This window comes from Chryseobacterium balustinum, assembly GCF_900168205.1.
Lineage (GTDB): Bacteria > Bacteroidota > Bacteroidia > Flavobacteriales > Weeksellaceae > Chryseobacterium > Chryseobacterium balustinum.
On sequence record NZ_FUZE01000020.1, the window covers coordinates 69,721 to 83,223 of the forward strand.

A 13,503-nucleotide genomic window follows, 5' to 3' on the forward strand; every position below is an offset into this window, starting at 1 on the left:
CCTTTAAAATTAGAAATATGGTTGCTATTGTTGATAGTGGTTCTACTAAATCTGACTGGGTAATCTTGGATGACTTCAAAAATGTTTTCTTAAAGACTGAAACCATTGGTTTCAACCCCAATTTTATCAGCAAAGAGCTCATCGTACCCGAAATTGAAAAAAACAATAGCTTAATATCAGTTAAGAATTCTATTACCAAGATTTTTTTCTATGGTTCAGGATGTGGTGTGAAAAAAAACTGCCAAACGATAGAAGAAGAAGTAGGCAAAGTTTTTACCAATGCTCAAATCGTTGTAAAAGAAGATCTTTATGCCGCCGCTTATGCCGCTTATACTGGTAAGCCAACAATAGTGTGTATTTTAGGGACAGGTTCGAACTCATGTTATTTTGACGGAGAAAATTTAAAAATAAAACTCCCTTCGTTAGGATATCTTATGGGGGACGAAGGAAGCGGAAGTGCCATCGGAAAACAATTGGTGCGTAGATTCTTTATGCAGAAACTTCCTCAGGATTTGCATCTTGAGTTTAAAGAAATATATGGCTTAACGATAGATGAAGCGTTAAAGAACATGTATCATACCACCAGACCGAATGCTTACTTAGCTAATTTCAATAAATTTGTAGTCGAAAGAAAAGATCATCCCTACTTCCAGAATATGGTTTTGGAAGAGATGAAAAATTTCTTCGATTATCAGGTTCTTCCGTATGAAGAATCTCAGAATGCCGAAATTAATTTTATAGGCTCTATTGCTTATTATTACGAAAATATTTTACGTTCTGCTGCGTCAGAACTCAATTTAAATGTGGGGCATATCGTACAGAAGCCCATCGAAAGCTTGGTTGATTACCACATTAAATATATTTTATAGTAGATAATAAGTTTAATAAAAAAATAATATATAAATAAATGTCAAGTTAAGTAATAAAACTTTCTAAACGACTTAGGAGTTCGTAGCGTAAAGAAATTTTAAAAAATTCCGTAAAGAAATTTCCACTGTTTGAGTGGCGGCAGAAAATAGGATTAGCATCTGAAATATTGTTTCCGCCCGAGTCTGGAAATTTTAGGAAGTTTTTAAAATTTTAGCGGAGAAATCCAGTCTTGAATTTTTGGTTCTTTTGTTTTAAGACAAAAGAACATTTATAACTTCTAATTTGATAAATATTAAATAAAAACAGAAAATTATATGTCAAGTAAAACTCACCGCGACGAAAAAAACTTTAGTCAGGCAGCGTTAGATTATCATAAAGCAGAACCCAAAGGAAAGATTGAGGTAATTCCTTCAAAGCCACACTCATCGCAGAGAGATTTGTCTTTGGCTTATTCTCCAGGAGTTGCAGTTCCATGTATGGAGATTCATCATCATCCTGAAACGGTTTATGATTATACAGGAAAAGGAAATTTGGTGGCGGTTATCTCAAACGGAACAGCAGTTCTTGGTTTGGGAGATATTGGTGCTGAAGCTTCAAAACCTGTAATGGAAGGGAAAGGTCTTTTGTTTAAAATCTTTGCAGATATCAACGTTTTTGATATTGAAATTGACGAAAAAGATCCGGATAAATTTATCCAAATTGTAAAAGGGATTGCTCCAACTTTTGGAGGGATTAACCTTGAAGATATCAAAGCTCCGGAAGCTTTTTATATTGAGCAAAAATTAAAAGAAGAATTAGATATTCCGTTGATGCACGACGATCAGCATGGAACAGCGATTATTTCTGCAGCAGCATTGATCAACTCTCTTCAGATTGCCAATAAGAATATTGAAGAAGTGAAAATGGTGGTAAACGGAGCAGGAGCAGCAGCTATTGCTTGTACCAATCTTTATATTTCTCTTGGTTTAAAAAGAGAAAATGTATTGATGTGCGACAGTAAAGGGGTTATCAATCATAAAAGAGAAAATCTTACTCCTGAAAAATTAGATTTCATCGCTCAAACAGATATTGAAACTTTAGAAGATGCTGTAAAAGGTTCAGACGTTTTCATTGGTTTGTCTAAAGGAAATGTGATGACACCAGAAATGTTGAGCAGCATGACTGAAAATCCAATTGTTTTTGCATTAGCAAATCCAGATCCTGAGATTGCTTATGATTTGGCACTTTCTACAAGAAAAGATGTAATCATGGCGACGGGAAGAAGTGATTATCCTAATCAGGTGAACAACGTTCTTGGCTTCCCATATATTTTCCGTGGTGCATTAGATGTTCAGGCAAAAGGTATTAATGAAGAAATGAAATTGGCTGCAGTTCATGCGATTGCAGATTTGGCTAAAGAACCAGTTCCTGAAGCAGTAATTTTGGCTTATAACGTTAAGAATTTACAGTTTGGTAGAGAATATTTTATTCCAAAACCATTTGATAACAGATTAATTACCAAAGTATCAAGTGCAGTTGCAAAAGCTGCTATTGATAGTGGTGTTGCAAGAAAAACCATCACCGATTTCGAAGAATATGAAACTCAGCTTCTCGACAGAATGGGAAGAGATGAGAAATTGGTGAGAATGATGCAAAACCGTGCAAAAGCTAATCCGAAAAGAATTACTTTAGGAAATGCTGAAGAATATAATGTTCTGAAAGCGGCACAGATCTTATATGAAGAAGGCATTGCTCATCCTATTCTTTTAGGAGACAAAAAATATGTGAAAGAGCAAATGGAACGTTTCGGGATCAATATTGATGTTCCGATTATCGATCCTAGTGATGACGACCAGAAAGAAAACAGAAAAAAATATAGAGAAACCCTTTGGAAACTTCGTCAGAGAAAAGGGATGAACGAGTACAAGGCAAAAAGACACGTTCGTCAGAGAGATTATTTTGGGCCTTTAATGCTGAAACATGGTGATACAGACGGATTGATTATTGGTTTTTCTAAAAATTATGTTTCTACTTTAAGACCTGTTTTAGAAGTAATCGAAAAAGATAAAGGGGTTGATAAAGTAGCGGCAATGATGATGATCTTATCTGAAAAGAAACCTATTTTCTTCGCAGATACTTCAATCAACCAAAATCCTACCGCTGAAGATCTGGTAAATATCGCTAAAATGGCAGAGCACACCGTGAAGTCATTTGCTATTGAGCCGAGAATTGCCATGTTAGGTTTTGAAAACTTTGCAGCAATTTCTGATACTTCCAAAAAAGTAGCAAAAGCAGTAAGCATTCTTCATGAGAAATTCCCGAAAATGATTGTGGATGGAGAAATTCAGCCTGATTTTGCAATGAACTCTGATCATTTAAGTGATTATCCGTTCTCAAAATTAGGAACAACTCCTGCAAACACATTCATTTTCCCGAATCTTGAATCTGCAAATTTATCATATAAAATCATCAGAGGAATGAAGGTTGCGCAAGTAATCGGACCAATTTTGATGGGACTGAAACAACCGGTTCACGTTTTACAGATGCGTTCAAGTGTTGACGAAATTGTAAACTTGGCAACAGTTGCAGTTTTGGATGCACAGAGAAGAGAAGCTAAAAAATAATTTTGATTGAGGTCCCGAAGGGACGACTTAGCAAAGGATAGGATAAAATCCTATCTATCAAAAATATTAATGAATAAAAAAGTCGGGCAGAATTCGTAGAATTCTGCTCGACTTTTATTTTTACGTAAGCTGCATCTTCGGTTTAGCAACACCCTTCCTTAATATAATAAACGTAGTTACTCCCACAATTACCTCTATCAAAGCACTTCCCCAATAAATACTTTTCACTCCAAAATAATAAGGAAGGATAAGCATTAGCGGAATATAAAGTATTAATTGTCTCAAAAAAACAAGAAAACTGGCTTTTCTGCTATCGTTCACTGCAGGATAATACGAAAGCGCCAAAACAGTAATCGGCAATAACGGAAGTACAGAGAAAAATAATCTGAAATCCTGAATTTGACTTGCATTTACAATATATCCTGGAAGCATTAATCCAATTAATTGTTCCGGAAAAATCATTGCCATCAAAAAGAAGGGTGAAAGTATCGCAATTCCTGCTAAAATGTAGGTTTTTAAAAATTTCCTGGCTCTTTCAAATTGTCCGGCTCCAAAATTAATTCCGACAACGGGCTGTAAACCTCGCATTAATCCAAATAAAGGCGTCAATAAAAATAGGAAGAACCGATTCAAAACGGTGAAAAAAGAAATATCATCCTCTGTTCCGTAAGAAGCAATCGCATTAAAAATAATAATACTTTGTACAACTCCCATTACCGATAAAATCATTTCCGGAAGCCCTAATTTTAAAATTCTTTTTCCAGTTTCAGGATGATAAGAAACCGATTTCCAATTGGTCTTGAAAGAACTTTTTCCTTTAGCGTAATAATAAAACCCAAGTAAAGAATAAATCAGCATTCCGCAATTGGTTGCCCAAGCTGCGCCGGAAACGCCCATTCCGAAAGTTGAAATAAAAATAGGTTTTAAAATAATATCGATGACCAATCCACCTGCAATCATCACTGCAGCAGTTTTCATTTTTCCTTCTGCACGAATTAACATATTTAAAGCTAAACCGTAGATCCAAAAAATGGTTCCGATCAATGTAACTCGAAAATATTCAACAGCAATCGTTTGTAATTCTCCTTTTGCGCCCATCATTGCCATCAGTTCATTCGCAAAAATATAAGCGGGAACTGTACAAATTAATGAGAAAAAAATACACAGAAAGTTGAAACTTCCGAAGAGTTTGTATAATTTATCCTGTCTGTTTTCGCCAATCCAAATACTTACAGCTGCACCTGCGCCAATTCCGACCAATCTTCCAAATCCTAAAACAATTTGCGACAAAGGAAAAGCCATTCCTACGGCAGCTAGGGCTTTTGTATTAATTAAATATCCAACGAAAATTGCATCCAGAAAATTATTGATTCCGTACAAAACAATCGCCACAACGGCAGGCCATGAAGTTTCCCACATGACCTTTTTTAAGTCACCTTTTAAGATGAATGTTTTGCGATCCATTCTTTTGAGTTATTGAATTGCTGAAAAGCAATTCGTTTTTCTACTTTATAAATTTCTTTTCCTGCAATAGAATTAATGATAATTGCATTTCTGTAAGCACACATTCCCAAATCCGGAGTGACAAAACCGTGAGTGTGAAGTTCTGCATTTTGCACAAAGATGTTTTCTTCATTATCGATGGTGTAATATCGACTTACATCAAATAAACCGTCTTCGTTTCTTTGAATTTTATTTTCAATTCCTTTTAAAAATTTTGGCTCGTTATAAGAATATCCTGTTGCCAAAATCACATAATCTGAAGTGTGGGTAAAAGTAGCTTCGTCCTGAACATGCGTGAAATTCAAAACATAAGAATTTCCTTCAGGAGAAATATTGTCCAATTGACAGCTTGGCTTTAATTCTACATTTAATGGAACATTTCCAACACTCATTTCGTACATCGTATCAAAAATATCGTTGATGAGGTCAAAATTAATTCCCTTGTAAAGCGGATGTTGTTTTGCTAAAATATTTTTACGCTGATTGGAAGGCATCTGATAAAAATGGTCAACATATTCCGGTGAAGTCAATTCCAATGTCAGTTTCGAATATTCCATCGGGAAAAAACGGTCGGGTCTTGTAAACCAGCTCATGAATAAATTATCATCTGTTTCCGGAAGAAGATCCTGGAAAATTTCGGCAGCACTTTGCCCGGAACCGATGATTGACACCGATTTTGAATTTAAAATTTCTTCTTTGTGATTCAAATATTCTGAAGTGTGAATGACATTCGGATAGTTTTTATCTTTCATAAATTCAGGTAACTTGGGCTGAGTTCCCGTTCCTAAAGACAATTTTTTAGTATAATATTTTGTAACATCGTTATTTTTTAAATCTAAAACTTCAATGATATACAATTGTTCAGATTCATTAAAACTAATGTTTTCAACCTTTTTTCCGAAAAGACAATTCGGTAATTGATTAACCGCCCATTGACAATACAGATTATACTCTTTTCTTAAAATAAAGAAATCTTCTCTAATGAAAAATTTATACAAACGGTCGGTTTCCTTTAAAAAATTCAGAAAGCTGTATTTACTTTTCGGATCTGCCATTGTCACCAGATCCGCCATAAAAGGAACTTGCAAAGTAGCATTATCAAGCATCAAACCGGGATGCCAGTCGAAACCTTCTGCCTGATCTAAAAAAAGCGAATCGATAGATTCTACAGGCTCTAAAAGTGCTGCCAATCCAAGATTAAAAGGACCAATTCCGATCCCGATGATATCGTATATTTTGTTATTTTCCAATGTTTTTGTTTTTTGAAATTGTTTTTATTGAAACATTAAGTTTCTATTAAGGAATTTAAGTTAGATGCCTCATTTCGCTTTGCTCCATTCAGAATGATAGTGCGCATGTCATTTCAACGAAGGAGAAATCTCTTAATGATCTTAACATCTTAAATTAAATCTTAATGGTTGAAATTTGAATTATTTATTCAAACCTTATAGGTTTCAAAAACCTATAAGGTTTACTAAGATCCTTCGACTTCGCTCAGGATGACATCGCTAATACTAAATTTTATAATACGTTGTCAGGCTGAGCGTAGTCGAAGCCTATTATTAATTTTTTTAACGAATTATGATTAAATACTTTTCACTTCCAGTCTGCTTCTCGGGCATTTATCCCAATATCCTTCACGCGTACAGAAAGTAAGGTAAGCGGTTTTATGAGGCATTTCAATCACACCTTCGCGAGTGTAGCCCAATTTTGTAATAATTCTATCCGTCGGAACCGCATCAACAGAAGCTTCGCCGATACATTTTCCAACTTCAGGAAGCATGAAAATATAATCTAAAGCAGCCTGAAATGACTGGAACGAAAATTTCTTGTCTTTCTGAGTTTCAGCAACAAAAAAGTGTGTTCCGTAATCGGTCGGAAGTGCATCGTAATAAGCTCCGACAACATCTCTCATTGACCAATAAGGTTCAAAACTAAATTGCGGAACATCATTCACATAACCAATAAAACTATGCTGTTCATCGCTTGGAAGAATCGTTCTGAACCACAGTTCTAAGTCTCTTTTTGACCCATCCATTTTCCAAAACGGTTTTGCGTGTTCCCTATTGAACCATTCGTGAATCATTTCAAAATCTTTTTCGATATCAAAAGGACGAATGCTAATATTTACATTTTCCTCTTCAAAGTATCTTGAATAAACGATTTCGTTTGTTTTAGGCTTAATTAATTTATCTGAAAAGAAATATTTATTTAGAGGATTTGGTGTATCAAGGAAAACGGCAGGATATTCTAAATTTTCGTCTGCTTCGTTGATATTTTGAAGACTTGTAATTAAATTTCCTTTGGTGTACCAAGTTCTTTTGTTGATAATGTAGTCTACTAAACCTGTTTCGTCCTCATTTTCAAGTTCTTTGAATGATTTGTAAACCAGATTAATCAATTTTCTTTCATCCGCTAATTGATTGCAGCCTAAAGCATTTACAACTCCTAAAATATTATTCGTTACCAAATAATACGTGTATTTCGGAGCTAAAGATTCTTCATGAATAATCGATTGGCTTTCATCCGTAATTCCCGGAAGTGCATTGGAAACCAATTCTTTTCTGCCTTCTCTGAAGAAAAACCCTTGATTGTCTCTGAAATAAATTTTCGCTGGAAACCCTTTTCCATCAAGCTCAATCATTACATTTTGCTGATGAAACTCACACGCTAAACCATATTTGTTTAAAATCCCGACAATGGGTCTTACACAGATATGAAGATATTGTTTGAACCAATCTAAAGCGACCTGTTCTACGGATAGATCAAGATTTCTGGCAGTGTTGACAATAATATTCTGCAGTCTTGAAGGCTGACCAAAAATTCCGTCCTGACAAAGAGCTGCTAAAAGTGTTACATTTTTAGTTTTATCTTCACCCTGAAAAGGATTTCTTCTGATGCTGATATTAAACCCGTTAATTATTTTGTCATTAAATTTTACCGCAATAAAAGCTGGATCAACCATAAAATCGATCTCAGGATAATCTGTCTGTAGATTTTTCCCCCAATCGGTTTTTAATAACTGACTAATGTCGTGACCACGATGAAGTTCAGGGTAAAGGTTAATTCTTTCTGAGTTTGTAATTTTTACATGCAGAGAAAATTTATACATCCATTTACTGTTCTCGCTGTAAACTGTTCTTACAGAAGAGGTAGGAGTGAAAAATTCTCCATAATGACCTAAAGCAAACAAAATTCCTTGTTCCTGCATGATCTGAACATCTTCCTGAACCAGTAAGTATTCAGCTTCCCAAGGATGCATCGGAACAATTTGATGATCAGGAAATTCGTCCCACAATTTTTTATGTTCTGAATTTAAAAGCGGATATATTTTCTCGCCTAATTCTTTAGTAACAAACTTTCCGTCTGCATTTTTTTCAATCACATTTTCAGGGTTGATTAAAAAATAGAACAACTGAAACTGTCCTGAAGTTTCCGGGGAATATTTCAACAGATCTTCCTGATTAAAACCTTGTTTCGACTTTGGAACAGGATGTAAAATATGTCCTAAAACCAATGACTGTTCAGCCTCAATGAAAGACATTTCCAAATTATTGACCGATTTATTATTTTCTACTAATTGATCTAAATAGGTCGACAGATTTTCAATGCTGTTATTTAATCTTTTCAATACTGTCGAAGCATCGATATCGGCATGAATTCCTTTTGAATATTCTGCAATAAGTGTCATAAAGCCGTAAATGTCAATTTCTGAAACTTCATCCGTCTCCAAAACTCTTCTTAAAACCGGAAAATCAAAAAGATGTCTTCCAGTTTCAGAAAAATAAGTAACAGGAATATAAACGTCACATCCTATCGAAGAAAAATCGATTCTGATGTGAAGATCTGTTGGTGTTTTTCTTATGTTTTGAGCAATGGCAATATCATATTTCGGGATTCCCAAATAACGGCTCCAGTTGGTAAATTCTCTCATATAACAGTTGATGAGAGCCGTATAATTAATATTTTCTGCGTATTGCTGATTAGTTAACTTCAATGTATTCATTTCCGTATTTTTTTATTGTGATTAGTATTGATTTGATGTCTTCAACAGTTGTTAAAGGGTTGAGAATGGTAAATTTTAAATAAAACTGTCCGTTCACTTTTGTTCCTGCAACGAGAGCATGGCCGTTTTTATAGAGTTGGGATTTAATGTAGGTATTGACCCTGCTCAGATCGAAAGTTTTGAATGGATTCGCTGAGTAACGGAAAACCAAAGCCGAAATATCGGAACGGTTCAATAGTTCAAAATGCGGATCATTTTCCAGTAAATTTGCAGCTTCACGAGCAGTATAAATGATTCTTTCGATGTAATTTCCGAGCCCTTTTTTGCCGATAATTCTTAAAGTAAACCAAAGTTTCAACGCATCGAATCTTCTTGTTGTCTGAATCGATTTATTAACTTGATTTGGAATTTCATTTTCGTCGTGATCTTTTGGATTCAAATAATCGGCATAATGCGTGATTAATGTGAAATAGTTTCTGTCTTTTACCAAAAATCCGCTGCTACTTACAGGCTGGAAAAAAGATTTGTGATAATCTACCGTTACAGAATCTGCGTTTTCAATTCCATTGATTAAATGACGGTGTTTTTCAGTTAAAAGCAATCCGCAACCATAAGCTGCATCTACATGGAACCACATTCCGTATTTTTTTGCAATCACTGAAATATTCGTTAAAGGATCGATGTTTCCAAAATCTGTAGTTCCTGCAGTTGCAACCACTGCAATCGGAATATTTCCGTTTTCGATTTCTTTTTGGATGGCATCTTCCAACAAAATACTGTTCATTTTAAAAGACCGGTCGGTTTTAATTTTAACAACGGCTTGTTCGCCCAATCCTAAAATAGAAGCACTTTTTTGAATACTAAAATGAGCCATTTCTGAAACGAAAATCCTGAAGCGATGTGCATTTTTCGGCAATCCATCTTTTTTGATGTTATGATTAAAATGTTTGATCGAGTAATGATCTCTCGCCAAAAGTATTCCCATCAAATTACTTTGAGAACCGCCACTTGTAAAAATTCCATCTGAGTTTTTTCCGTAACCAATTTCGTTGCAGATCCATTCGATTAATTTTTGTTCCATTAAAGTTCCACCTGCACTTTGATCCCAAGTATCAAGAGAAGAATTGATAGAACTGATCAACATTTCCGCTGCAACCGCCGGAATAACAACCGGACAATTGAGATGGGCAACGTATTTTGGATGATGAAAAGCAACGGCGTGTTGTGTATAAAGTGTTCTGACCTCTTCGAAAACCTGTTCATAACTTTGTGGATAACTGTTGAGATCAACTTTTTCAAATTGTTTTCTAAGGTCTTTTGGAGAAACTCCGCTGAAAGGTTGGTTGTTGTCTTCTAGAAATGCAACTACACTTTCCTGTGCCTTTTGCATTACATTTTGGTATTCGTGAATGTTGATATCACAAAATAAGTTCTCCAGATTTGGGAAAAGACTTTCCTTTTCCGAAATCAATTGTTCGGTAATAACTGTGTTCATAAAAATTTTTGGCTGGTGTTTCTTTTTACTTTTAAATAGTATTGGCGAAAACTTATCGTCTGTTCGAGTAAAATTCTGCAAGAATTTGTATCGAGAACTTTTATTTAACCTCTAAGGCTTCTGACAAGAATAATTTTAATGAAGATTAATCTTTATGATTTTTTAAATTTACTCTTGTATAAAAACTTCTCGATACGATTTTTTCAAAATCTACTCGAAGTGACGAAATGTTTCATTTTTAAATAATTAATAATTTATTGTATATCCTACAGAAAATGTAGTTCCTCGTCCCTGATAAGCAAAGGCTTTTTGTGGCGCTCCGTAGAAAAATACAGAACGCTGTCCCCAAATGGTGGTGTACTGTTTGTTGAAGATATTTTGTACTCCAAAATTAATGACTCCTTTGTTTAATTTCACATCTCCAACCAAATCAAATAAGGTATATCCATTTATTTTCATGTTTGCTAAATCTGTATAATTCATAGAATTCTGCATTTGTAGTCTTAATGAAAAACTTTTTGCATTCCATCCCGTAAAAACCATAAATTTTGATGGGTTTGTAGTGTAAACCGATTGGTTTTGCCAACCTTTATCAACGGTTTCTGTTTCAGACTGCATCAATAACACGTTTCCTCCCAATTCTAAACCTTGAATAAATCTGTAGCTTAAAGCACCTTCAAAACCATAGTTTCTTAATTTTTGATCAAGCAAAGAAATGGTGAAAGCGGCATTGTCGATTTTCAAAGTTTTGTTGGAAAGTGCATAGAAAACCGATCCTTGAGCAGAAAGTCCTTCTTCTGAAGTTCGGTTATGCCTAAAACCAAGCTCCATCTGATCGGTTTTAATTCCGCTTAAAGGTTGCTCTGCGATATTCATGCTGTTGAGCAAGTTCCAACGGTTATTGCTCAATTGATATTTTCCGAAACCATAAGATTTTGCAGCATCAGGAACGGCAAATCCCTGAGAGAAATTTAACCAGGTTTGCCAAGAAGGATTAAATTTATACAGTAAACTTGCGTTCAATAAAGTAACGTCGTAATTATTTTTACCTCCTTTCACGGCATCTGCAGAATTTCCATAACCGAAATGCATATAAACCTGTTCTTTGAATCCTACAAAATCATCCAATTTTACATTGATCAACTGTTGACGAACACCTCCTGAAAAAGTTAATTTTTCTGTAATATTCCAATCTGCCTGAATAAAACCTGAAAGAGCAGATGTTTTTGTATCGGGATATCTTCCTACAAAAGCATCGGTTTGATTGACCAAACCTCCTGATTCTGCACTTTTTTGTGGATTAAAAATTGCCTGATCGCCTGTAAAGTTTTCTAGATCTATATCAACTCCATAAGTGAAATTGAAAGAACTCCATTTTTTATTTAAAACTAATTTTGCGCCGTATGCATTTGTATTTCCTCTTGCGGATGAAAGAAAAACCGGAAGTACAACTCCAGCCGGTGGTTTCGGAACTTCAGCAAACGATGCTCCGAAATATACTTCTTCACGTCTTCCGTAAGCCTGTAAAATTAAATCTTGCCCACCCCAAATATTTCGCACATTGTAATTGAGGTTGGCCATAAAACGTTCCGTTCTTGGAACAAGATCAGAATCAGCTCCGTCTAAAACGTTAATCAAATCAGGTTTTTTTGTGGTGAACCCAACAAAATTCTGTCCGAATGAAAGCCACTTTTTATTTCTTACTTTTGAATTGTAGTATTGTAAATCTACATTCAGATCTTGGTTTGGAGCCAGTTTAGCACTAATTCCTCCCAATAGATCAATTGATCTGTTGTATTGAAAATCTGCCTGTTTTACATCGGTGATAATTTGGTCGCCATTGGCATCAAAAGCGCCTTCATTTTGTGTAAAGGCGGCTCCTAATCTGAATTTTACCTTATCATTTCCGCCTGCGATAGATTGCGCGATTCTTTTATCGAGATCATCTTTATGAAAACCTGATTTTAAGCCAACCGAAGTTTCGAAAGCCAGTTTGTTAGACGTCGGTTTTTTTGTAATAATGTTGATGATTCCTCCTGTAGAATCTCCCCCGTAAATAGAAGATGCTCCGGAAAGAACTTCAATTTTTTCGATATTAAAAGGATCAATCGCGTCGAACTGACGACTTGTTGCTCTTGTACTGTTCAGAGAAATTCCATTGATCATCACCAAAACATTTCTTCCACGCATGTTTTGAGCATAATTGGTTCGTCCCTGATTTCCAAAATCGAATCCTGGAATCATATTTCCCAACACTTCCTTTAATCCGGCTCCGCCTCGAATCTGAGTCTGTAGCTCTTTATCACTGATTACCCAAACCGTCCCGGGAATATCGCTTATCTGTTTCGGCGAACGGGAGGATACCATAATTACTTCATCAATATTTTTTGTTGTAATGCTGTCTTTAGTAATTTGAGCGTTTGTATTTATGGCTAAAGCAGCCAATAAGAAAATTGAAAGTGCGTATTGCTTTTTCATTTATTTAGAATAATTAAAAATAATGAGGTAAATATAAATTATTATTCATGGAAAAATCAACCTGACTTTTGTCACGTAAGTGCTTTAAAACAAATCAAACAGAATACTATTGACTTATGAAACCGATTAACCTTCTTTAAATATTCTTTTAATGCAGTCTCAAAATGAGATGATAAAATCGTGGTGAAAATAAAAATTCAAATAATTTTTTATTGTTAAGCTTTTTTATCTCTAAAAACTATCAATTTATTAATATCAGAAATCCCCAAAAATGATAGACGAACCCAATAATTTTAATTTTTTCGGAAAATTAGAAGATCAATTTTGAACATTTTAATCTAAAGAATTTAATAATGAACTTGTTTAAACTTATTTAGAAAAAGAGTTTCCAGAAAATTAGCAATTTAGAGTTGCAAAAAAAAGAACTAAAATCTGGAACTCATAAGCAAAGATAAACGAGGGTTTTCCACGAGATTTGATTTAGGGAAAATCTTTAAACTCATTATAAAACGATTGAAAACAGGCTGCCAATGGCGGGAATTAAGCCT

The 13,503-nt window shown here is 34.8% G+C and carries 7 protein-coding genes; 2 read left to right on the plus strand and 5 right to left on the minus strand.

Translation table 11 applies throughout. The annotated features are described in order from the left end of the window. Positions 1-17: 17 nt before the first annotated feature. Positions 18-869 (plus strand): ATPase, encoded by an 852-nt coding sequence (locus B5X64_RS17845; protein WP_079466523.1) that lies wholly within the window; start codon positions 18-20, stop codon positions 867-869. 315 nt (positions 870-1,184) lie between these two features. After that, positions 1,185-3,473, plus strand: coding sequence for an NADP-dependent malic enzyme (locus B5X64_RS17850; RefSeq protein WP_079466524.1), 2,289 nt, complete (start codon positions 1,185-1,187; stop codon positions 3,471-3,473). A 120-nt stretch (positions 3,474-3,593) separates the two neighbouring features. On the opposite strand, the gene B5X64_RS17855 is transcribed toward B5X64_RS17850, so the two are convergent. The 5 genes from B5X64_RS17855 to B5X64_RS17875 all read right to left on the minus strand — a co-directional run bounded on the left by B5X64_RS17855 (position 3,594) and on the right by B5X64_RS17875 (position 12,955). Continuing rightward, a complete protein-coding gene (locus tag B5X64_RS17855) occupies positions 3,594-4,937 on the minus strand; it encodes an MATE family efflux transporter (protein ID WP_079466525.1) in 1,344 nt (447 codons plus the stop codon). Continuing rightward, positions 4,913-6,226 carry a lysine N(6)-hydroxylase/L-ornithine N(5)-oxygenase family protein gene (locus B5X64_RS17860; RefSeq protein ID WP_079466526.1) on the minus strand — a complete coding sequence of 438 codons (1,314 nt, stop codon included), beginning with the start codon at positions 6,224-6,226 and terminating at the stop codon, positions 4,913-4,915. Before B5X64_RS17860 ends, B5X64_RS17855 begins: the two co-directional genes overlap by 25 nt. A 335-nt stretch (positions 6,227-6,561) precedes the next feature. Continuing rightward, the gene (locus tag B5X64_RS17865) at positions 6,562-8,982 is read right to left on the minus strand and encodes a GNAT family N-acetyltransferase (protein WP_079466527.1); all 2,421 of its coding nucleotides are present in this window, start codon (positions 8,980-8,982) and stop codon (positions 6,562-6,564) included. Further along, complete coding sequence (locus B5X64_RS17870; RefSeq protein WP_079466528.1) at positions 8,960-10,477, minus strand: pyridoxal phosphate-dependent decarboxylase family protein; 1,518 nt, start codon at positions 10,475-10,477, stop codon at positions 8,960-8,962. Before B5X64_RS17870 ends, B5X64_RS17865 begins: the two co-directional genes overlap by 23 nt. Positions 10,478-10,723: 246 nt before the next feature. Further along, positions 10,724-12,955 carry a TonB-dependent receptor gene (locus tag B5X64_RS17875; protein ID WP_079466529.1) on the minus strand — a complete coding sequence of 744 codons (2,232 nt, stop codon included), beginning with the start codon at positions 12,953-12,955 and terminating at the stop codon, positions 10,724-10,726. Between the last annotated feature and the right edge of the window lie 548 nt (positions 12,956-13,503).

Bases quoted from the DNA above. Each gene is read 5' to 3' on its own strand.
- B5X64_RS17855 (WP_079466525.1), bottom strand. From the start codon at position 4,937: ATGGATCGCAAAACATTCATCTTAAAAGGTGACTTAAAAAAGGTCATG.
- B5X64_RS17870 (WP_079466528.1), bottom strand. From the start codon at position 10,477: ATGAACACAGTTATTACCGAACAATTGATTTCGGAAAAGGAAAGTCTT.
- B5X64_RS17850 (WP_079466524.1), top strand. From the start codon at position 1,185: ATGTCAAGTAAAACTCACCGCGACGAAAAAAACTTTAGTCAGGCAGCG.
- B5X64_RS17875 (WP_079466529.1), bottom strand. From the start codon at position 12,955: ATGAAAAAGCAATACGCACTTTCAATTTTCTTATTGGCTGCTTTAGCC.
- B5X64_RS17845 (WP_079466523.1), top strand. From the start codon at position 18: ATGGTTGCTATTGTTGATAGTGGTTCTACTAAATCTGACTGGGTAATC.
- B5X64_RS17865 (WP_079466527.1), bottom strand. From the start codon at position 8,982: ATGAATACATTGAAGTTAACTAATCAGCAATACGCAGAAAATATTAAT.